Below are 20,899 nucleotides of genomic sequence, written 5' to 3'. Positions count from 1 at the left end.
GGCGTACACTCGGCGCCAGAGATAGAAAGCCTTATCATTTGCTTCAAGCGCTTGCGTGAACGCTGTAGCGTTTACGCAGTCACAAACGTCTACCTGACGAGGCCCACCATGACCAGCCGCCTGAATCCGGAAGATCAGCGTCGTGTCGATGAGTATCTGCGAGCCCCCCAGCACCAAGTCGAGCGCAGGCCCTTTCGGCCGTGGCTGCTCCTTGTGCTGGTGGTGGCCGTGACCATCGGGTTGGGTCTCATCAGCCGCCTGCTCAGTGGACTGGTGCTATGAGCTGCTTCGCGCTCGCCCTCCCCTCGTGCAGTTTGCGGCCGGCCCCTGGGGCCACGCATTCCGTAAACCTTATGAGATATCCCCATGACTCATCGCATCGTGATTGTCGGCGGCGGCGCCGGCGGCCTGGAACTGGCGACCCGCCTGGGTAAAAGCCTGGGCAAGCGCAAGCAGGCCGAGATCACCCTGGTCGACGCCAACCTCACGCACATCTGGAAGCCACTGTTGCACGAAGTGGCCGCCGGCTCGCTGAACTCCTCGGAAGACGAACTGAACTACGTGGCCCAGGCCAAGTGGAACCACTTCAACTTCCAGCTGGGGCGCATGAGCGGCCTGGACCGTGAAGGCAAGCAGATTCAACTGGCCGCCACCCTCGATGAAGAGGGCCGCGAGCTGCTGCCTGCGCGCACCCTGGGCTACGACACGCTGGTCATTGCCGTGGGCTCCAACACCAACGACTTCGGTACCCTGGGCGCGGCGCAGCACTGCCTGTTCCTCGACACCCGCAAGCAGGCCGAGCGTTTCCACCAGCAGTTGCTCAACCATTACCTGCGTGCACATGCCGGTGATGTGGCCAGCGAGAAAATCAGCGTGGCCATCGTCGGCGCCGGTGCCACCGGTGTGGAACTGGCAGCCGAGCTGCACCACGCGGCCCACGAACTGGCGGCCTATGGCCTGGACCGTATCCAGCCCAAGGACATGCACATCACCCTTATCGAGGCAGGCCCGCGCGTGTTGCCGGCGCTGCCGGAGCGCATCAGCGTGCCGGTGCACAAGACCCTGGAAAAGCTCGGGGTGAAGGTGATGACCAATGCCGCCGTCAGTGAAGTGACCGAGGATGGCCTGAAAACCAAGGCACGGTGAAGTGATCCAGGCCAGCCTGAAGGTGTGGGCGGCCGGTATTCGTGCGCCGGGCTTCCTCAAGGACATCGATGGCCTGGAAACCAACCGCATCAACCAGCTGGTGGTGCGCCCTACCCTGCAGACCACCCGCGACGACAATATCTTTGCCTTCGGTGACTGCGCCGCCTGCCCGCAACCGGGCAGCGACCGCAATGTGCCGCCACGGGCCCAGGCGGCGCACCAGCAGGCTTCGATGCTGGCGCAGAGCTTGAAGGCGCGGTTGGAGAACAAGGCGCTGCCAACCTATGAGTACAAGGACTACGGTTCGCTGGTGTCGCTGTCGCGCTTCTCGGCGGTGGGCAACCTGATGGGTAACCTGATGGGCAGCGTGAAGCTGGAGGGTTGGCTGGCGCGGATGTTCTACGTGTCGCTGTACCGGATGCACCAGATGGCGTTGTACGGGTTCTTCCGCACGGCGTTGATGATGCTGGGTAGCAAGATTGGCCGGGGTACCGAGCCTAGGTTGAAGTTGCACTGAAGATTGCTGGGGGCGCTTTGCGCCCCTTTCGCGACACAAGGCCGCTCCTACAAACGACCGCGCAATATCTGCGGTACGTGGTCCTTCTGTAGGAGCGGCCTTGTGTCGCGATGGCCTGCAACGCAGGCCCAAAAATCTGGCAAAAAAAAGGGCATCTCATGCGAGATGCCCTTTTTTTCATGGTGGGTCGTGTAGGATTCGAACCTACGACCAATTGGTTAAAAGCCAACTGCTCTACCAACTGAGCTAACGACCCGTAAATGGTCGGGGTGAGGGGATTCGAACTCCTGACATCCTGCTCCCAAAGCAGGCGCGCTACCGGACTGCGCTACACCCCGTGATACTTAAAGAAAAAGGGCATCTCGCTTGAGATGCCCTTTTTACATGGTGGGTCGTGTAGGATTCGAACCTACGACCAATTGGTTAAAAGCCAACTGCTCTACCAACTGAGCTAACGACCCGGAAAATGGTCGGGGGATGAGGGGATTCGAACTCCTGACATCCTGCTCCCAAAGCAGGCGCGCTACCGGACTGCGCTACACCCCGAGATTGGCTCCGCGACCTGGACTCGAACCAGGGACCCAATGATTAACAGTCATTTGCTCTACCGACTGAGCTATCGCGGAACTGAACTTCGGCACATCTTTACAGCTTCGAAGCTTGTGTTAGCTTCGGTCTCTTTGGCTTTACGCTTTCGCGTTACAGCTGCTGAGGCCGGCTATTCTACATTCTTCGTTTTGCTTGTCAACCACTTTTTTTCATTCAACTTACTGATTTGTAAGTTGTTTTGCGGCCACCGATGTTGCTGGTGATTCGCTTGGTGCCTGACAACGCGGCGTATATTAGGGGCACCCGATTTTAGATGCAAGCAAAAATTTCAAAAATTTCAGCAAGTTATCCAAGAAGGCTGGAAAGCCCCGGATTTGCTGGGGCTGTGCCGGCCTCTTCGCGGGTAAACCCGCTCCCACAGGTACTGCACAGGCCTTTTACCTGTAGGTAATCCTGTGGGAGCGGGTTTACCCGCGAAGAGGCCGGCACAGGAAAACAGGCAAGAAAAAGCCCCGCAAAAGCGGGGCTCATGGTGAAGCAGATCAGCCAAAGACGATTTCGTCGCCTTCCACCTTGGCAGTTATCGCCGTCCCCGGCATGAACTTGCCTGCCAAGATCAACTGCGCCAACGGGTTTTCGATCCAGCGCTGGATCGCCCGCTTCAGCGGCCGTGCGCCGTACACCGGGTCGTAACCCACGGCAATCAGCTTGTCCAAGGCCTCCGGGCTCAGGCTCAGCGACAGTTCGCGCTCCAGCAGGCGGCTGCGCAGGCGGCCCAGCTGGATTTCGGTAATGCCGGCAATCTGCTCGCGGCCCAGCGGCTCGAACACCACCACTTCGTCGATACGGTTAATGAATTCCGGACGGAAGTGCGAACCCACCGCATCCATCACAGCCGCACGCTGTGCCTCGCGGTCACCCACCAGTTCCTGGATCTGCGCCGAGCCCAGGTTGGAGGTCATCACGATCACGGTGTTGCGGAAGTCCACGGTGCGCCCGTGGCTGTCGGTCAGGCGGCCGTCTTCCAGCACCTGCAGCAGCACGTTGAACACATCCGGGTGGGCCTTCTCCACTTCGTCCAGCAGCACCACCGAGTAGGGCTTGCGCCGTACCGCCTCGGTCAGGTAACCGCCCTCTTCATAGCCTACATAGCCTGGTGGGGCGCCGATCAGGCGAGCCACGGAATGCTTCTCCATGAACTCGGACATGTCGATACGCACCATCGCCTCTTCGGTGTCGAACAGGAACTCGGCCAGCGCCTTGCACAGCTCGGTCTTGCCCACCCCGGTCGGGCCGAGGAACATGAACGAACCACTCGGCCGGTTCGGGTCGGACAGCCCGGCACGCGAACGGCGCACGGCGTTGGCCACGGCGGTTACCGCTTCGCCCTGGCCGATCACGCGCTGGTGCAGCAGCGCTTCCATCTTCAGCAGCTTTTCACGCTCGCCTTCGAGCATCTTGGCCACCGGGATGCCGGTCCACTTCGACACCACTTCGGCAATTTCTTCCTCGGTAACCTTGTTGCGCAGCAACTGGTTCTCGGTCTTGCCGTGCTGGTCGACCATCTGCAGGCTGCGCTCCAGGTCCGGGATCACCCCGTACTGCAGCTCGGCCATGCGGCTAAGGTCACCTTTGCGACGGGCGGCTTCCAGCTCCTGGCGGGCCTGTTCGATCTTTTGCTGGATCTGCGCCGAGCCCTGCACCTCGGCCTTTTCGGAGGCCCAGATTTCTTCCAGGTCGGCGTACTCACGCTCCAGCCGCTCGATTTCCTCGGTCAGCTTCTCCAGGCGTTTTTTCGCCGCTTCGTCTTCTTCCTTCTTCAGCGCCTGCGATTCCACTTTCAGCTGGATCAGGCGGCGATCGAGGCGGTCGAGCACTTCCGGCTTGGAGTCGATCTCCATGCGGATGCGGCTGGCCGCTTCGTCGATCAGGTCGATGGCCTTGTCCGGCAGCTGACGGTCGGTGATGTAGCGGTGGCTGAGCTTGGCCGCAGCGATGATGGCGCCGTCGGTGATGGCCACCTTGTGGTGCACCTCATAGCGCTCTTTCAGGCCACGCAGGATAGCGATGGTGTCTTCCTCGCTCGGCTCCTCCACCAGCACCTTCTGGAAACGGCGCTCCAGGGCCGCGTCCTTCTCGATGAACTGGCGGTACTCGTTCAGCGTGGTGGCGCCAACGCAGTGCAGCTCGCCACGGGCCAGGGCCGGCTTGAGCATGTTGCCGGCGTCCATGGCGCCCTCGCCTTTACCGGCGCCGACCATGGTGTGCAGTTCGTCGATGAACAGGATGATCTGGCCTTCCTGTTTGGACAGCTCGTTCAGCAGGCCTTTCAGGCGCTCTTCGAATTCGCCGCGGTACTTGGCACCGGCAATCAATGCGCCCATGTCCAGCGCCAGCAGGCGCTTGCCCTTGAGGCCGTCGGGTACTTCACCATTGATGATGCGCTGGGCCAGGCCTTCGGCGATGGCGGTTTTACCTACGCCAGGCTCACCGATCAGCACCGGGTTGTTCTTGGTGCGGCGTTGCAGCACCTGCACGGTACGGCGGATTTCGTCGTCACGGCCGATCACCGGGTCCAGCTTGCCTTCTTCGGCACGCTTGGTCAGGTCGACGGTGTACTTGTCCAGCGCCTGGCGCGATTCCTCGGCGTTGGCGTCGTTCACGGCCGCGCCGCCGCGCAGGTTGTTGATGGCGTTTTCCAGCGCTTTCTTGGTCACGCCCTGGCCCAACAACAGCTTGCCGAGCTTGCTGTTCTCGTCCATTGCGGCGAGCAGCACCAGCTCGCTGGAAATGAACTGGTCGCCCTTCTGCTGGGCCAGGCGGTCGGCCTGGTTGAGCAGCCGCGCCAGGTCCTGCGACATGTTTACGTCGCCGGTGGGGTTCTGGATTTTCGGTAGCTGGTCGAGTTCTTTCACCAGCGCCTGGCGCAGGCTGTTGATGTCGAAGCCAACCTGCATCAGCAGCGGCTTGATCGAACCGCCCTGCTGCTCGAGCAGTGCCTGCAACAGGTGCACGGGCTCGATGGCGGGGTGGTCCATGCCAACGGCCAGGGATTGGGCATCGGATATTGCAAGCTGCAGCTTGCTGGTCAAACGGTCTATTCGCATGGGGTACCTTCCTTTAAAGGGCAGGTCGGAGCGATGGACAGCGCCTGTTTATGAAGAAACCTGCCTGAGATGACCTTATAGATAAGGCTGATTGTGGAAGATTCAAGCGTAGCGGGGTTGACCAATGTCAACCTGTTGGATTGGCGGAGGGGCATTCGCGGGCATGCCCGCTCCCACAGGTTTCTACGGTTGTGAATTACCTGTGGGAGCGGGCGTGCCCGCGAAGAGGCCCGTGCAGGCTAGCGCGGCTCCAGCCACACCAGGGAAGCAAACCGCCCACCCTGCGGAGTACGGCGATAGGAGAAGAACCGCTCGTCACTGACCGTGCACCAGCCGCCGCCATAAACGGCCGTTACCCCACGCGCCGCCAGGCGAATGCGTGCCAGCTCATAGATGTCGGCCATCAGCTTGCCCGGCCGGGCACCATCGACAAACGCCCTGGCCGCTTCCGGGTGCACCGCCGTAAAGGCATCGCGTACCTCCAGCCCCACTTCGAACGCCTGCGGGCCAATTGCCGGCCCCAGCCACACCAGCACCTCTTCGGGCGGCAGTGCCAGGCGATCCAGGGTAGCCTCCAGCACACCACCAGCCAGCCCGCGCCAGCCAGCATGCGCTGCCGCCACGCGGGTACCGGCCCGGTCGCAGAACAGCACAGGCAGGCAATCGGCAGTCATCACGGTGCAGGCGATGCCAGGCTGGTCGGTCCAGCTGGCGTCGGCCTCGGCCACCACGGCCGGGTCGGCATCCGCCACCACCAGCCCATGCACTTGCTTGAGCCAGGCCGGCTGGATGGCGAATTCGTCGCTCAGGCGACGACGGTTCTCGGCCACCGCGGCAGGGTCGTCCCCTACATGGTCGCCAAGGTTGAAGGTTTCATAGGGCGGCAGGCTGATGCCGCCCTGGCGGGTGGTGACACAGGCGCGCACCGAGGCCGGGGCCGGCCAGTCGGGGAACAGCAGCGACTGGGTCAGGCCACTCATCCGATAAAGCTCTCGCGGTCCTGGTTCAGCAGCGACAGCAACCAGACGAAGTCATCCGGCAGCGGCGATTCCCACTTCATGACTTCACCGGTAATCGGGTGGGCCAATGCCAGGAAGCGGGCATGCAGTGCCTGACGCGGGAAGGTTTTCACCGCCTCGACCATGGTCGGGCTGGCTGCCGGCGGAATACGGAAGCGCCCGCCGTAGGTCTGGTCGCCGACCAACGGGAAGCCGACGTGGGCCATGTGCACGCGAATCTGGTGGGTACGGCCGGTTTCCAGCTTGACCCGCACGTGGGTGTGCGAGCGGAAGCGCTTGAGAACACGGTAGTGGCTTACCGCCGGCTTGCCGCCGTCGGTGACCGCCATGCGCTGGCGCATGCCGCCGTGGCGGCCGATCGGGGCATCGATCTTGCCGCCGGCAGTGACCACGCCAATCACGATGCACTCGTAGATACGGCTGACCTTGCGCGCCTGCATCTGCTCGACCAGCCGGGTCTGCGCCTGCAAGGTCTTGGCCACCACCATCAGGCCGGTGGTGTCCTTGTCCAGGCGGTGGACGATGCCGGCGCGTGGTACGTTGACGATGTCAGGCACGTGGTGCAGCAGTGCATTGAGCAAAGTCCCGCTGGCATGCCCGGCGGCCGGGTGCACAACCAGCCCGGCAGGCTTGTTGATCACCATGATATGGTCGTCTTCGTAGACGATATCCAGCTCGATATCTTCGGCGACCCACTCGCCCTGGGCTTCCTGCTCGGCCTCCAGGACAAGTTGCGAGCCACCATGGACGAGGTCTCGAGGGCGCACCACGGCACCGTCGACCGTCAGGCGGCCTTCTTTGATCCACGAAGTCAGCCGGGAACGCGAGTACTCGGCGAACAATTGGGCGGCGACCTGGTCGAGGCGTTGACCGCCCAGTTCGGACGGGACCTCTGCGCTAAGTTGAATGATCTCGGACATGCTCGATTCGGCGGGCGCACAGCCTTTGGTTTCGGCTGCGAGCTTGTGGTTAAATACGACTTCTTTTGTCCCGGGGTTGGCCGGGGCGCTCATCATAACAGGACGGCACCGCCCAAGACAGCGGCCGTCAAAGGGACGCAAGCCGCCATGCAAGTGAAACACCTGCTGCTGATCGCCATCCTCGGGCTCACCGCGGCCTGTTCCTCCAATAAAGAAGTGATTGACGAGAACCTCAGCGAGGCCGAGCTGTACCAGCAGGCACAAGCTGACCTGGACAACTCCAGCTACACCAGCGCCGTGAACAAGCTCAAGGCCCTGGAGTCGCGCTACCCGTTTGGCCGCTATGCCGACCAGGCGCAGCTCGAGCTGATCTACGCCAACTACAAGAACTCCGAGCCCGAGGCGGCCAAGTCGGCGGCCGAGCGCTTTATCCGCCTGCACCCGCAGCACCCGAACGTCGACTACGCCTACTACCTCAAGGGCCTGACCTCGTTCGACCAGGACCGTGGCCTGGTGGCGCGCTTCCTGCCGCTGGACATGACCAAGCGTGACCCGGGCGCTGCCCGCGACTCGTACAACGAGTTCGCCCAGCTGACCAGCCGCTTCCCCAACAGCCGCTACGCGCCCGACGCCAAGCAGCGCATGATCTACCTGCGCAACCTGCTGGCTTCGTACGAAATCCATGTGGCCGACTACTACCTGAGCCGCCAGGCCTATGTAGCCGCTGCCAACCGTGGCCGCTACGTGGTGGAGAACTTCCAGGAAACCCCATCGGTCGGCGACGGCCTGGCGGTGATGGTCGAGGCGTACCAGAAGATGCACCTGGACGAACTGGCCGCCACCAGCCTGGAAACCCTCAAGCTCAACTACCCGGACCACCCGAGCCTGGCAGATGGCGAGTTCCAGCCCAAGCAGACCGAGTCTGACGGCCGTGGCTGGCTGTCCAAGGCCACCCTGGGCCTGATCGAAACCGACACCCCGCTGCCGCCGGGCGAAACCCGCGCCAACCAGGACGTGGTCAAGCAGTTCCAGGACGCGCGTGACGAGATGCCACGCGAGTTGCTGCCGACTGACGAGAACGGTGACCCGATCGTGCCGGAAGGGCCGAAGGAAGCCGAGAAGGACCGCTCCTGGTTCAGCTACATGACCTTTGGTCTGTTCGACTGATACACAGCGCTACATGAAAGGGAGGCCTCGGGCCTCCCTTTTTTGTTGGCCGCGTCCTAGACTGTCGGCTTCTTCAACCGACAAGCTGGACACCATGGTTCGCCTACTTTTCTGGATCGCCCTGATCGCCGCCGCGTTCTGGCTGTGGCGCAAGTTCAAAGCCAGCCAACAGTCGCACCCCGAGGCGAAGCTGGATGCGCCGCTGAAGATGGTGCGCTGCGCCCATTGCGGCGTGCACCTGCCCAATGACCGGGCACTGCAGCAGGGCAACGAGTGGTATTGCAGCCAGGCGCACCTGCAACAGGGCCCCGGCCGCCAGAACTGAACCTGAATCACCTGAACCCCTTCGCGGGCACGCCCGCTCCCACAGGAACCCTGCAGGCCTTGGGCCTTTTGCAGTACCAGTGGGAGCGGGCGTGCCCGCGAAGAGGCCAGTGAATCCAGCATCACTTATCCCTCCCCGACCCTTTCGCACCATTTGCGACCCCTCCCCCGCCGCCAGCATTGACCCGCCCCGGCAAAACTCGCTAAATCCTATTTATCCGCATAAATATGAAAAATAGCGAAATGCTCAAACCCAAACGCAAGCGGCAGAAGCTGTCCGATGTGATCGTCGAATCGGTAAAGCGCTCGATCGTCACCGAAGCACTGCACCCCGGCGACCGCCTGCCTACCGAGCGTGAGCTGATGGAGCATTTCGAATGCTCCAAAGGCACCGCCCGCGAAGCGCTCAAGGCGCTTGAGGTCGAGGGCCTGGTCAGCACGCGCACTGGCCCGAGCGGTGGCGCCTACCTCAATGAAGTAGGCACCGAACCTGCCAGCCGCGCGCTGCGCAACTACCTGCACTTCCAGCACCTGGACGGCGAGCAGGTGTACCAGCTGCGCAAGGTCATCGAGGTGGAGCTGGCGGTGTCGGTAATGGGCAAGCTGAGCGAAGCCGACTACGCCGCGCTGCAGGCCAACATCGACTTCTGCAGCGCACCGGAGGACAGCGAGGAAGGCCAGCGTGAACAGCGCCTGGCGGAGCTGGAGTTCCACACCCTGCTGGCTGATCGCTGCTCCAACCCGTTGCTGCGTTTCATGGCGGTGTTCCTAAACGACCTGCTGCGCGACCTGGTGGTGCTGAAAAAGGCCTACCTGCCCAAGCGCCAGCAGTTCGCCGCTGCCAACATCGCCTACCACAAGCAACTGCTCACCGCCCTGCGCGCCAGCGATGAGCCCGCCGTCCGCCGGCTGATGCACGAACACATGTGCGACGCCGAACACCACATGACCGCGCTGGAAGGCGAGGTTGCCCGCAATTTCCTGCTGGAGTTCGAACACCACCACTGATCCGCCTGGAAAGAGGCCTGCACACAGGCCCGGCCGTACCCGCTTTGTCATTGCCACTCCTGCCTAATAACCACAACCAAGGAGTTACTCATGCAAAGACGTACCCTGCTCAAGGCAGGCCTTGCCCTGGGTGCCTTAGGTAGCCTCCCCCTGGGGGCGCACCGGGCATTCGCCGACCAACCGTTGACCTTCTATGGGCTCAAGTCGATGTCTGGCGCCTTCGCCAGTTACGGCAAGTACGCCGACATGGGCTCGCGTCTGGCCATCGCCGAACACCCGCAACTGCTCGGCCACCCGCTCAAGTACAAGGTCATCGACACCGAAGGCAACGCCGGCAAGGCGGTGCGCAAGGTGCAGGAAGCCATCGGTCAGGATGGCGCACGCTTCTTCCAGGGCTGTACCCTGTCGTCCTCGGCACTGGCGGTGTCGAAGGAAATCCACAAGGCCGGCGGCGTGTTCATGACGCCTGTGGGCGCCGACGAAATCACCGGCAAGGACTGCAACGCCTCGACCTTCCGCTGGTCGGTGCCCACCTACGGCGCCATTCGCGAAACGCTGGTGCCGATGATTCGCCAGCTGCCCCAGGCCAAGCGCTGGTACACCATCACCCCCCAGTACGTGTTCGGCGATGCCCTGCTGGACAATGCCCGCAAGGTGTTCGCCGAGCTCGGCGTGGAACACATCGGCAACAGCTACCACTCGCTGCAGGAGCAGGAGTTTTCCGGCTACCTGACCAACGCCATCGCCGCCAAGCCCGACGTGCTGGTGCTGCTCAACTTTGGCAGCCAGGCATCCAACGCCCTGCGCCAGGCAGTGAACTTCGGCATCAAGGAGCGCATGAAAGTGCTGATGGTGTGGTCCGCCGGCCTCGACCAGTTCCAGGAGCTGGGCAGCGACGTCCTCGAAGGCGTGTACCTGGGCGCGCAATACTGGCACCAGGTCGATACCCCACTGAACAAACAGCTGGTCGCGGCCACCCGCAAGGCCTATGGCATCAACCCCAACTACCCGCTGGCGGCCGACTACATCGGCACCAAGGTCATGCTCGAAGCCATCATCAAGGCCGGCAGCCTGGATGGTGCGGCCGTGTCTGCGGCGCTGCAGGGCATGCGCTTCCAGGGCCCGACCGGTGAAGAACTGATCCGCCCGGGCGACCACCAGGTGCTCAAGGATTACTACCTGCTGCGCGGCAAGCCCCAGGCGCAGATGCGCGACGAGGACGACCTGGCCGAAGTCATCAGTTCGGGCCGCTCGTTCGTCGAAGTCGACCACACCGGTTGCGCCCTGGCCTGAAGCCGCGGCGTCAGTCACACACACTCGTACAGGCAGCCGCACCGCGCGCTGTCGAGGGCACGCTCATGCTCGATTTGTACCTGTTCCAACTGCTCAACGGCCTGGGCCTGGGGATGATCTACTTCCTCATCGCCGTTGGCCTGACGATCATTTTCGGCCTGCTCAACTTCGTCAACTTTGCCCACGGCGCGTTTTTCTTGCTGGGCGCCTACCTGTGCTACACCGCTGTCGCCATTACCGGCAACTTCTGGCTTGCCCTGCTGATCGCCCCCCTGGTGGTGGCAGCGCTGGCCTGGGCGGTCGAGCGCCTGCTGATCAAGCGCATCTACCACCTGCCACACACGTTCCAGATCCTTGTCACCCTTGGTATCGCGCTGATCATCCAGGAAGCCTCGGTACTGATCTGGGGCCCGGTGGGCAAGAACATCGCGGTGCCGCCGGAGCTGCGCGGGGTGCTGATCGTCGGTGATTTCATCTACCCCTACTACCGGCTGTTCCTGATCGGTTTCGCCGCGCTGATCGGCCTTGGCCTGTGGCTGCTGCTGGAGCGCACCCGCTTCGGCGCCCTGGTGCGGGCCGGCAGCGAAAGCACCGAAACCGTGTCACTGCTGGGCACCAACATCTTCCGCCTGTTCTCCCTGACTTTCGCCCTGGGCGTGGGCCTGGCCGGTGTGGCGGGTGTGCTGTTCGCGCCGCTGCGCGGTGCCCAGCCCTTCGTCGGCCCGGAAATCCTCGGCATCGCCTTCGTGGTGGTGGTGATCGGCGGCATGGGCTCGTTCGGCGGTGCACTGGTCGGCGGCCTGCTGGTGGGTGTGGTGCAAAGCATGATGACCAGCCTCTGGCCGCAAGGCGCCAGCCTGATGATCTACGGCGCCATGGCCGCCGTGATCCTGGTCCGTCCCTATGGCCTGTTCGGGAGAGCCTGAGATGAGCGAAAAAAACCCTTTGCCGGTCGCCAAGGGCCGCGCCCCGACCCTGCTGTTGCTGGTGGTCGCCAGCCTGGTGGCGCTGCCACTGCTGCTGCCATCGGCCACCCTGGCCACTGAGATCCTGATCTTTGCCCTGGCGGCGCTGGCCTGCAACCTACTGCTCGGTTACACCGGCCTGCTGTCGTTCGGCCAAGGCATCTTCTTTGGCGTGGGCGCCTATGGCGCAGCGCTGCTGATGATCCACCTGCAGTGGGGCATGTTCGCCGCGCTGCTGGGCGCAGCCGTGTTCGGTGCCTTCCTGGCGCTGCTGGTCGGTGCCCTGGCGATCCGCCGCACGGGCATCTACTTCGTCATGCTGACCCTGGCCTTCAGCCAGATGGCCTACTTCCTGGCCTACACCCTCAGCGGCTGGACCGGCGGAGACAACGGCCTGCTCGATGTGCCTAGGCCCAATATCGAAATCGCCGGCCATGTGCTGGTCGACCTGGCCGACCCACGGCACTTCTATGTGTTCGTCGCGGTGCTATTCCTGCTGATCTTTGCCGGCGCCTTGCGGGTGATCCGCTCGCCATTCGGCAGCACTCTGCTGGCCATCCGCGAAAACGAGACCCGCGCCGCAGCCATCGGCTACGACACCCGCCACTTCAAGATCCTGGTGTTCATGCTGTCGGGGGCCATCACCGGTATCGCCGGGGCGCTGTACGCCATGCTGCTGCACTTTGCGCCGCTGTCGAACATCGACCTGATGATGAGCGAGAACATTCTGATCATGACCATCGTCGGCGGCACCGGCTCGCTGTTCGGCTCGCTGCTGGGGGCCGGCGCCATCGTGTTGCTGGGTGATGTGCTGTCAGAACTGTGGCCGCGCTGGCTGATGCTGCTGGGGGTGATCCTGATCCTGGTGGTGGTGTTCATGCGTGGTGGCCTGTGGGGCGGCCTGGCCGGCCTGGGCAAGCGCCTGCTGGCTACCCGCAACGCCAATGACAAACCCCAGGCCAAGACCAAGGAGACCCTGTAATGAGCGACTACCTCCTGGAAACCCGCCAGCTGGAGCTGGCCTACGGGCCGTTCAAGGCGGTTGCGGGCGTCGACCTCAAGGTTCGCGCCGGTTCCATCCACACCATCATCGGCCCCAACGGCGCCGGCAAGACCAGCCTGTTCCACTGCCTGACCGGCGAGCGCCAGGCCACCGCGGGCAAGATCCTGTTCAACGGCCAGGACATCATCCGCAAGCCGTCCCACGGGCGCGTGGCCCTGGGCATGGCTCGTTCGTTCCAGCTCACCAGCCTGTTCCAGAACCTGTCGGTACGCGAGAACCTGCGCCTGGCCGCCCAGGGCCGCGATGGCCTGGGTGCGCTGAACTTCTGGCGCAGCGTCGAGCACAAGCGCAGCCACTGGGACACTGCCGACCAGATGCTGGAGCGCCTGAAGCTGACTGCCCGCGCCGCGACCCTGGCCGGCGAGCTGTCGCACGGCCAGCAACGGGTGCTGGAGGTGGGCATGTCGATCTGCGCCAAACCTGCACTGCTGATGCTCGATGAGCCCACTTCGGGCATGGGCATCGACGACATCCCGGTGATGACCGATCTGATCAGCGACCTTGGCCGCGACCATACCGTACTGCTGATCGAGCACAACATGAGCATCGTCATGTCGATCAGCCAGCGCATCACGGTGATGAGCCACGGCCAGATCCTGGTCGAGGGTACCCCTGAACAGGTGCGCAACGACGAGCGTGTCCGCACCGCCTACCTTGGAGAGGCTGCCTGATGCTCAACGTCGAATCGATCCATTCCTACTACGACAAGAGCCATGTGCTCGAAGGCGTCTCGCTCAAGGTCGAGGCTGGCGAACTGGTGACCCTGCTGGGGCGCAACGGCGCAGGCAAGACCACCACCCTGCGCAGCATTCTAGGCATCGTCCGCCCACGGCAGGGGCAGATCAGCTTCAACGGCCAGCAGCTGGTCGGCCGCGAAATCTTCGATATCGCCCGACTCGGCATTGCCTTGGTGCCGGAGCACCGCGGCATCTTTCGCCAGCTCAGCGTGGAGGAAAACCTGAGGATTGCCGTACGCAAGGACAGCCGCTGGCAGCTGGAAGACGTGTACAGCATGTTCCCACGGCTGAAGGAACGGCGCCGCAACGGCGGATTCGCCCTTTCCGGCGGCGAACAGCAGATGCTGGCCATCGCCCGCGCCCTGCTCAACGGGCCGAAGTTGCTGATCCTCGACGAGCCGACTGAAGGCCTGGCCCCGGTGATTGTCGACGAGCTCGTGAAAATTTTGCGGCGGATCAAGGACGAAGGCCTGTCGATCTTGCTGGTAGAGCAGAACCTGATGGTCTGCGACGCCCTGGCTGACCGCCATTACGTGCTGGAGCAGGGTCGGGTTGCCTATCAGGGCAGTGCGGCGCAGTTCCGCGAGGATCCGAGTATCAAGAACCGTTATCTGGCCCTTAGCGCCTGACCCAGATCCGTTTTTCTGTATCGGCCTCTTCGCGGGCTTGCCCGCTCCCACAGCTACTCCACAAGCCTGAGAGAGGTGAGACCCGTGTGGGAGCGGGCAAGCCCGCGAAGAGGCCGGCACAAGCCCCCCAGTACTTTCAGGAGAGATGAACCATGAACACCCGCATCGATCCCTCGCAGCACCTGCTCGGCCAGGGCCCGCTGGTCAACCGCGAACGCCTCTGGCAATCGCTGATGGACCTGGCCCGGCTCGGCGCCACCGCCAAGGGTGGCGTATGCCGCCTGGCCCTGACCGACCTCGACCGCCAGGCCCGCGACCTTTTCGTGCGCTGGTGCGAAGAAGCCGGCTGCACTGTCAGCATCGACGCAATCGGCAACATCTTCGCCCGCCGCCCCGGGCGCAACCCGGCGCTGCCGCCGGTGATGACCGGCAGCCACATCGACACCCAACCCACCGGCGGCAAGTTCGATGGCTGCTACGGCGTCATGGCCGGCCTCGAGGTGCTGCGTACCCTGAACGACCTGAACCTGACCACCGAAGCGCCGCTGGAAGTGGTGGTGTGGACCAACGAGGAAGGCTCGCGCTTCCCGCCATGCATGATGGGCTCGGGGGTGTTCGCCGGCAAGTTCGGCCTGCAAGAGACCCTGGCCAAGGTCGACGACCAGGGCCTGTCGGTAGGTGCGGAGCTCCAGCGCATCGGTTACGCCGGCCCGCGCGTGCCCACCGGGCATGCCGTCGGCGCCTACTTCGAGGCGCATATCGAACAGGGCCCGGTGCTGGAAGACCAGCGCACCACCATTGGCGTGGTCCAGGGCTGCCTGGGGCAGAAATGGTTCGACCTGGTACTGACCGGCGTCGAGGCCCACGCCGGCCCCACCCCGATGCACCTGCGCAAGGATGCCCTGGTCGGTGCCGCCGAGGTGGTAGCTGCGGTCAACCGCGTGGCCCACGCTCACCAGCCGCATGCCTGCGGCACCGTCGGCTGCCTGAACCTGCACCCGGGCTCGCGCAATGTCATCCCGGGCCAGGTACAGATGACCATCGACCTGCGCCACCTCGACCCCGAGCACCTCGCCACCATGGTCAGCGAGGTGCTTATGGCCATTGAAACCAGCACGGCGAAACACGGGCTGAGTTTCGAGCTGACGCCAACCGCCGACTTCCCGCCGCTGTACTTCGCCGAGCAGTGCGTTGACGCCGTGCGCCAAGGCGCGCGGGAACTGGGCCTGAGCCACATGGATATCGTAAGCGGCGCCGGCCACGACGCGATCTTCCTCGCCGAACTGGGCCCCGCAGGGATGATCTTCGTGCCCTGCGAGGGCGGCATCAGCCACAACGAAATCGAAAATGCCGCGCCACAGGACCTGGCCGATGGCTGCGACGTGCTGCTGCGCGCCATGTTCCAGGCCGCCAATACGGGGGCCCGTTGAGATGATCCGGAAAACCGCGATTGGCGAGTTCACCGCCGTCGAACTGCTCGAGTTGTACCAGCGCCGCCAACTGTCCCCGGTCGAGGTGATCGACGATGTGCTGGCGCGCATCGACCTGCACAACCCGGCGGTCAACGCCTATTGCCATGTCGACGGCGAAGGTGCCCGCGCCGCCGCACGCGCCAGCGAACAGCGCTGGCAGCGTGGCGAGCCCTGCGGTCGGCTGGATGGCGTACCCGCCTCGATCAAGGACCTGACCCTGACCCGGGGCATGCCCACCCGCAAGGGCTCGCGCACCACCTCGGGCGCCGGCCCGTGGGAAGTCGATGCGCCCTTCACCGCCTTCATGCGTGAAGCCGGTGCTGTATTGGTGGGCAAGACCACCACGCCGGAGTTCGGCTGGAAGGGGGTGACAGACAACCCGCTGTACGGCATCACCCGCAACCCCTGGGATACCCGGCTGACCGCTGGCGGCTCGTCCGGTGGTGCCGCAGCTGCAGCCGCACTGAACCTGGGCGTGCTGCACCAGGGCAGCGATGCCGGCGGCTCGATCCGCATCCCGTGCGCCTTTACCGGCACGTTCGGCATCAAACCGACCTTCGGCTACGTACCGCAATGGCCCGCCAGTGCCATGACCGTGCTGTCGCACCTGGGGCCGATGACGCGCACCGTCGACGATTCGGTACTGATGCTCGACTGCGTCGCCCGCCCCGATGCCCGTGACGGGCTGGCCGGCGCCCCCCGGCAGGCGCCGTGGCTGGGCCAGGAGCAGGACTTGAGCGGCCTGCGCATCGCCTATAGTGCCAATTTCGGTTACGTGCAGGTCGACCCGCAAATCCAGGCGCTGGTGGCCCAGGCCGTGCAACGCCTGGCACGGCTGGGCGCACAGGTTGAGGAAGTCGACCCGGGGTTCAGTGACCCGCTGGAGACGTTCAATACCCTGTGGTTTGCCGGCGCGGCGCGGTTGGCCAGTGCGTTCAACGATGAACAGCGGGCGCTGCTTGACCCAGGGCTGCGCTGGATTGCCGAACAGGGGTCGCTGACCAGCCTGGGCGAATACACCCAGGCCCTGGAGGCTCGGGCAGAGTTGATCGCCAGGATGAATGCCTTCCACCAGCGCTATGACGTGCTGGTATCGCCGATGCTCCCGCTGGTGGCATTCGAGGCCGGGCACAATGTGCCGCCTGGGTCGGGGATGGCGCAGTGGATGGAGTGGACGCCGTTCAGCTACCCCTTCAACCTGACCCAACAACCGGCGGCTTCGGTGCCGTGCGGGTTCACCCGCGAGGGGTTGCCGGTGGGGCTGCAGGTGGTGGCCGGGCGCTTTGCCGATGAGCAGGTGCTGCGGGTGTGCAAGGTGTATGAGCAGCATTACCCAAGCCGGCACTTGCAGACTCCGCGCTGACATTCTGGGGCTGCTTTGCAGCCCGATCGCGACACAAGGCCGCTCCTACAGGGGATCGCGTACTCCTTGTAGGAGCGGCCTTGTGTCGCGATCGGGCCGCACAGCGGCCCCGGCGATATCAGCCCAAACGCCCGGCTGGCGCATACGGCGCCGGGTCAATGATCGGCGCTGCCCCGGTCAACAGGTCGGTAAACAGCTGGCACGAAGCCGGCGCCAGCACCAGCCCGTTGCGGTAATGCCCGCAGTTCAGCCACAACCCCGCATGCCCCGGCACCGGCCCGATGTACGGAATACCTTCCGGCGACCCCGGCCGCAGCCCGGCCCAGTGCGCCACCACCTCGGCCCCTTCAAGCTCAGGCAATAATTCCACCGCCGACGCCTTCAGGCTTGCCAGCGCGTCCTCGGTCGGGGTCTTGTCATACCCGGCATGCTCCAGCGTGCTGCCCACCAGAATATGCCCATCACGCCGCGGGATCGCATAGCGCCCCTTGGCCAGCACCATGCTCGGCAGGAAGTCTTCGCCGCACTTGAACAAAATCATCTGGCCCTTCACCGGCTCAACCGGCAGCTCAAGGTCAAGCGTGCGCAGCAGGTCGCCACTCCAGGCGCCGGCACTGAGCACCACTTCATCCGCCGCCAGCACACCATCTGCCGTCTGCACACCGGTCACGCGGCCGCCTTGCTGGACGAAACCGGTAATCTGGCAGTGCTCACGCAAGGTCACGTTGGGCAACGCCAGCAACGCAGCCTTGAGCGACTTCACCAGGCGCGGGTTACGCACGTTGGCCACGCCGGCCATGTAGATGGCACGCCTGAAGCCTGGGCCCAGCACTGGCACTGCGTCATAGGCCGCCGAGATATCCACTGCACTCAACGGCCGCTGCTCGCGCTCGGCCCAGGCCAGCGCTTCGGCCTCATCATCCAGGTCGAGCCAGTACAGGCCGGTGGTGTGCACTTCCGGGTCGACGCCGGTACTGGCGAACAAGCGCTCGCCCAGCTGTGGATAAAAGTCCTGCGACCAGTGTGCCAAGGCAGTCACGGCCGGGCTGTAGCGCCACGGGTACAGCGGCGAGACGATGCCACCGCCGGCCCAGGACGACTCGCGGCCGACTTCACCTTGGTCACACACCACCACCTGCCCGACCTTCGCCGCCAGGTTGAATGCTGTCAGCAGGCCGATCACCCCGCCGCCGACCACCACTACTTGCTTGCTCATCTGTCGATCCAACACCTGAAGTAAATCCGCGATGCACCGGGCATCATCCAACCTTCAGCTTCCCCAACAGTGCACGCCGTCTTCGACGGCACCCGGATTGCGCCGCACGCCGGCCTGGTCGAGCTGGAAATCGCCACAGCGGTCCTGCGCCATCAGCCCGCCCGGCAGCCGCCGGGCGTGCAGCGTGAAGGTGTCGCTGTCGCGCCGGGCCTGCAGGCTGTAATAGCGGGTACCGTCGGGCATGGCCGGGTCGCCCTCGGCGTATTGGCCCGTGCTTGCACGGTGGCGCTCCAGGCGCAGGGCGGCATCATGCAGCAGGCCAACCACTTCGCTGCGCGCGGCTCGCCGTAACTGGTCGTTGTAACTGGGGTAGGCAATGGCTGCCAGAATGCCGGTCACGGCCAGTACAATCAACAACTCGATCAGGCTCAAGCCTTGCTGCATGTCAGTCTCCTCGCAATCTCTGCCGCCAGGCAATGCGCCGGGTTGTGTCGCCGGCCACTGCGTAGACGGCTTCCAGTACATGCCGTGACTGGATTTGCCGGCTGACGGCAGTTATCCGGAACAGGGTGACCTGCTGCCCTTCCGGCATGTGTGCGGCGCGAGTGCTGGGGCCCAGGTTCTGTATATGGAAGTAACCGGATGCCGTGTGCTGCCACTGCCCCGACAGGTCGTGCGGCCGGGTTGGTGGAGGGCACGCCGTGCATGGATCAGGGGGGGCCCGATCAAGTTCGCTCGCCCCCGCCTGCAAGGTTGCCTCAGCCTCTTCAAATGCCAGCAGGCCACCATGCATGTCGCCGGCCATGCGTGTTTCAACCACAGCTTCGCGCAAGGCCGAGGCCGCCAGCACACCTAGCAGCAGGCTCAACACCAGCGCCAACAGCAACACGACACCGCGTTGACGCTTCATGGTCCCGGTACCGGGTTGCGCAACGCCACGCTCAGTTCATGATGTTGCTCGAGCCTGAGCGTGGGTTCGTATAACGTCAGGGCAATATCTACCCGCTCTCCATGCGACGTTTGCACACGTTCGAAACGCGCCGCTCGCACATTCTCTACCAACGGCTGAAAGTGTTTTCCTCGCTTGAACTTCAGCGTATTGCCCTGAAGCTGATAAACATATTTGCTAATGGGGTACGCGTCAACGGGTATCGCTCATCGCGCTCGGATTGCACAAGCACCTCCCCGATACAGTCCGTCTGCAAAAGCCAGTCACTCTTGCCAGCCTGTCCGGGCAACTCTGCCACCACCAGGCTCAGGGTGCCGGTATCAACATCCAGCGGGCGGGCGAACGCCAGCTGAGCGCCCGACGCCTTGAAGTCGCGAGGCGCAATCCGCAGGCAACCAAACATCCCCGCCATACGGATATCCTGCGCCATGCGCAGCAATGCCAGCCGCGCCTCATCCTGCATGCGCACTGCTGTACCTTGCAGGCGCCAAGCCTGGTGAGCAGAGACGAAGAGCTGGCTGGCCGCCGCCAGCAGCATCAACCCGATGGACAGCGCCAGCGTCAGCTCAAGCAAGCCGAAACCACCCTGGCGGCGCCTCACCGCCTGCTCCGTTCATGCTCACTGTGCGTTGCGATCGCCGCCTGCCCATCGCGGCGCGCGCTGTCGCTTGCCTGCAATGCCTGCAGTTGCAGGCCTGCCGCTGCGAACATGCCCACGCCCACGACCAATATGGCCAATAACACTTCGAGGAGCGTCATGCCCCGTTGCCTGGCGTACATCCCTGCACCTCCTGCGACTTTTCCCGCAATGGCATTGAACCCGGGCGACTGGACCGCTTGTCCAACGACCGTGAAGCTACAGCCAAGCACTTCCAGGGAAGAACGCACGGTGAAGCAACGGGGTGTAACACTGATACAAATGTTGTCGGCCTTGGCGGTGGCCGTATTGCTGACTCAGCTCGGCATGCCGGCCTACGCCAGGTTGAGCGATGACCTACACAGGGCGGCGGCTGCGCGTGACCTGGCGCAGACACTGCGCAGTGCGCGCAGCCATGCCATGCTGCAAAGCCAGTCGGTGCTGGTGCAGGCGCTGGATGGCAATTGGGGTAATGGTTGGCGGGTAATGCTGGAGCATAACCAGCAGGTGCTGCGCGAGCAGCGTCTTTCACGGCCGCTGAAGATCACCAGCAATGGCGGCGCACAACTGAAGTTCAGTGCGCAAGGGGTGCCGCTGGGGCCGAACAACAATTGGTTTGGTTCAACGATGGAGGTTTGCGAGCGCTTGACCGCAACTAGCCAGTATCAAGTGGTGCTGGCATCAACTGGCAGGGTCAAGGTGCTTACGGGAGAGCCAAAAGACTCCCAATGCAAAAACGCCATTAACAGGTCGGCGCGGTCACTGTAGGAGCGGCCTTGTGTCGCGAAAGGGCCGCAAAGCGGCCCCGGCAATACCAG

19 protein-coding genes, 5 tRNA genes and 2 pseudogenes are annotated in these 20,899 nt (G+C 63.8%); 13 read left to right on the top strand and 13 right to left on the bottom strand.

Features of this window, described 5'->3' with window-relative positions:
* Window positions 1-108: 108 nt before the first annotated feature.
* Window positions 109-282, top strand: coding sequence for a DUF3094 family protein (locus QIY50_13980; protein WGV18589.1), 174 nt, complete (start codon window positions 109-111; stop codon window positions 280-282).
* Between the two features lie 84 nt (window positions 283-366).
* Window positions 367-1,663: pseudogene (locus QIY50_13975) on the top strand (NAD(P)/FAD-dependent oxidoreductase).
* A gap of 180 nt (window positions 1,664-1,843) precedes the next feature.
* Here QIY50_13975 and QIY50_13970 read toward each other — a convergent pair.
* From QIY50_13970 to rluD, 8 genes are all read right to left on the bottom strand, one after another.
* Window positions 1,844-1,919: transfer RNA gene (locus QIY50_13970), tRNA-Lys, on the bottom strand.
* A gap of 5 nt (window positions 1,920-1,924) precedes the next feature.
* Window positions 1,925-2,001, bottom strand: a tRNA-Pro gene (locus tag QIY50_13965).
* Between the two features lie 47 nt (window positions 2,002-2,048).
* A tRNA-Lys gene (locus tag QIY50_13960) sits at window positions 2,049-2,124 on the bottom strand.
* Between the two features lie 6 nt (window positions 2,125-2,130).
* A tRNA-Pro gene (locus QIY50_13955) sits at window positions 2,131-2,209 on the bottom strand.
* 4 nt (window positions 2,210-2,213) lie between these two features.
* A tRNA-Asn gene (locus QIY50_13950) sits at window positions 2,214-2,289 on the bottom strand.
* 465 nt (window positions 2,290-2,754) lie between these two features.
* Window positions 2,755-5,319, bottom strand: a complete 2,565-nt coding sequence (gene clpB, locus QIY50_13945) for an ATP-dependent chaperone ClpB (GenBank protein ID WGV18588.1) — start codon at window positions 5,317-5,319, stop codon at window positions 2,755-2,757.
* Between the two features lie 239 nt (window positions 5,320-5,558).
* The gene (gene pgeF, locus QIY50_13940; GenBank protein WGV18587.1) at window positions 5,559-6,299 is read right to left on the bottom strand and encodes a peptidoglycan editing factor PgeF; all 741 of its coding nucleotides are present in this window, start codon (window positions 6,297-6,299) and stop codon (window positions 5,559-5,561) included.
* The gene (gene rluD, locus QIY50_13935) at window positions 6,296-7,258 is read right to left on the bottom strand and encodes a 23S rRNA pseudouridine(1911/1915/1917) synthase RluD (protein WGV18586.1); all 963 of its coding nucleotides are present in this window, start codon (window positions 7,256-7,258) and stop codon (window positions 6,296-6,298) included. Before rluD ends, pgeF begins: the two co-directional genes overlap by 4 nt.
* A gap of 147 nt (window positions 7,259-7,405) precedes the next feature.
* On the opposite strand from rluD, the gene QIY50_13930 reads away from it, so the two are divergent.
* The 10 genes from QIY50_13930 (at window position 7,406) to QIY50_13885 (ending at window position 17,279) form a co-directional block, all read left to right on the top strand.
* On the top strand, window positions 7,406-8,425 hold the full coding sequence (locus QIY50_13930; GenBank protein WGV18585.1) for an outer membrane protein assembly factor BamD: 1,020 nt from the start codon (window positions 7,406-7,408) through the stop codon (window positions 8,423-8,425).
* A 94-nt stretch (window positions 8,426-8,519) separates the two neighbouring features.
* Window positions 8,520-8,750 carry a PP0621 family protein gene (locus QIY50_13925; GenBank protein WGV18584.1) on the top strand — a complete coding sequence of 77 codons (231 nt, stop codon included), beginning with the start codon at window positions 8,520-8,522 and terminating at the stop codon, window positions 8,748-8,750.
* A gap of 242 nt (window positions 8,751-8,992) precedes the next feature.
* The gene (locus tag QIY50_13920; protein WGV18583.1) at window positions 8,993-9,757 is read left to right on the top strand and encodes an FCD domain-containing protein; all 765 of its coding nucleotides are present in this window, start codon (window positions 8,993-8,995) and stop codon (window positions 9,755-9,757) included.
* Window positions 9,758-9,847: 90 nt separating this feature from the next.
* The gene (locus QIY50_13915; protein WGV18582.1) at window positions 9,848-11,050 is read left to right on the top strand and encodes an ABC transporter substrate-binding protein; all 1,203 of its coding nucleotides are present in this window, start codon (window positions 9,848-9,850) and stop codon (window positions 11,048-11,050) included.
* A gap of 65 nt (window positions 11,051-11,115) precedes the next feature.
* On the top strand, window positions 11,116-11,976 hold the full coding sequence (locus QIY50_13910; protein WGV18581.1) for a branched-chain amino acid ABC transporter permease: 861 nt from the start codon (window positions 11,116-11,118) through the stop codon (window positions 11,974-11,976).
* Between the two features lies 1 nt (window position 11,977).
* Window positions 11,978-12,997: a branched-chain amino acid ABC transporter permease gene (locus tag QIY50_13905; protein ID WGV18580.1), complete on the top strand. Its 1,020-nt coding sequence runs from the start codon at window positions 11,978-11,980 to the stop codon at window positions 12,995-12,997.
* Window positions 12,997-13,749, top strand: coding sequence for an ABC transporter ATP-binding protein (locus tag QIY50_13900; protein ID WGV18579.1), 753 nt, complete (start codon window positions 12,997-12,999; stop codon window positions 13,747-13,749). Before QIY50_13905 ends, QIY50_13900 begins: the two co-directional genes overlap by 1 nt.
* On the top strand, window positions 13,749-14,444 hold the full coding sequence (locus QIY50_13895) for an ABC transporter ATP-binding protein (protein WGV18578.1): 696 nt from the start codon (window positions 13,749-13,751) through the stop codon (window positions 14,442-14,444). The genes QIY50_13900 and QIY50_13895 overlap by 1 nt, the downstream gene beginning before the upstream one ends.
* Window positions 14,445-14,596: 152 nt before the next feature.
* Window positions 14,597-15,874 carry a Zn-dependent hydrolase gene (locus QIY50_13890; GenBank protein ID WGV18577.1) on the top strand — a complete coding sequence of 426 codons (1,278 nt, stop codon included), beginning with the start codon at window positions 14,597-14,599 and terminating at the stop codon, window positions 15,872-15,874.
* A 1-nt stretch (window position 15,875) separates the two neighbouring features.
* Window positions 15,876-17,279, top strand: coding sequence for an amidase (locus QIY50_13885; GenBank protein WGV18576.1), 1,404 nt, complete (start codon window positions 15,876-15,878; stop codon window positions 17,277-17,279).
* 118 nt (window positions 17,280-17,397) lie between these two features.
* Here QIY50_13885 and thiO read toward each other — a convergent pair whose 3' ends face one another.
* From thiO to QIY50_13860, 5 genes and pseudogenes are all read right to left on the bottom strand, one after another.
* Window positions 17,398-18,495, bottom strand: a complete 1,098-nt coding sequence (thiO, locus tag QIY50_13880; protein ID WGV18575.1) for a glycine oxidase ThiO — start codon at window positions 18,493-18,495, stop codon at window positions 17,398-17,400.
* Window positions 18,496-18,549: 54 nt separating this feature from the next.
* Complete coding sequence (locus QIY50_13875) at window positions 18,550-18,939, bottom strand: type IV pilin protein (GenBank protein ID WGV18574.1); 390 nt, start codon at window positions 18,937-18,939, stop codon at window positions 18,550-18,552.
* Between the two features lies 1 nt (window position 18,940).
* Window positions 18,941-19,405 carry a hypothetical protein gene (locus QIY50_13870; protein WGV18573.1) on the bottom strand — a complete coding sequence of 155 codons (465 nt, stop codon included), beginning with the start codon at window positions 19,403-19,405 and terminating at the stop codon, window positions 18,941-18,943.
* A pseudogene (locus QIY50_13865) lies at window positions 19,402-20,045 on the bottom strand (prepilin-type N-terminal cleavage/methylation domain-containing protein). Before QIY50_13865 ends, QIY50_13870 begins: the two are co-directional and overlap by 4 nt.
* Window positions 20,042-20,224, bottom strand: coding sequence for a prepilin-type N-terminal cleavage/methylation domain-containing protein (locus QIY50_13860; GenBank protein WGV18572.1), 183 nt, complete (start codon window positions 20,222-20,224; stop codon window positions 20,042-20,044). Before QIY50_13860 ends, QIY50_13865 begins: the two are co-directional and overlap by 4 nt.
* 109 nt (window positions 20,225-20,333) lie before the next feature.
* Here QIY50_13860 and QIY50_13855 point away from each other — a divergent pair, with 109 nt between their 5' ends.
* Complete coding sequence (locus QIY50_13855) at window positions 20,334-20,849, top strand: GspH/FimT family pseudopilin (protein ID WGV23054.1); 516 nt, start codon at window positions 20,334-20,336, stop codon at window positions 20,847-20,849.
* The last annotated feature ends 50 nt before the right edge of the window (window positions 20,850-20,899 follow it).

Source organism: Pseudomonas putida, from assembly GCA_029953615.1.
In the GTDB taxonomy this organism is placed as follows: Bacteria; Pseudomonadota; Gammaproteobacteria; order Pseudomonadales; family Pseudomonadaceae; genus Aquipseudomonas.
The sequence above is the reverse complement of the archived record's forward strand: the minus strand, read 5'-3'. Positions and strand labels throughout refer to the sequence as shown.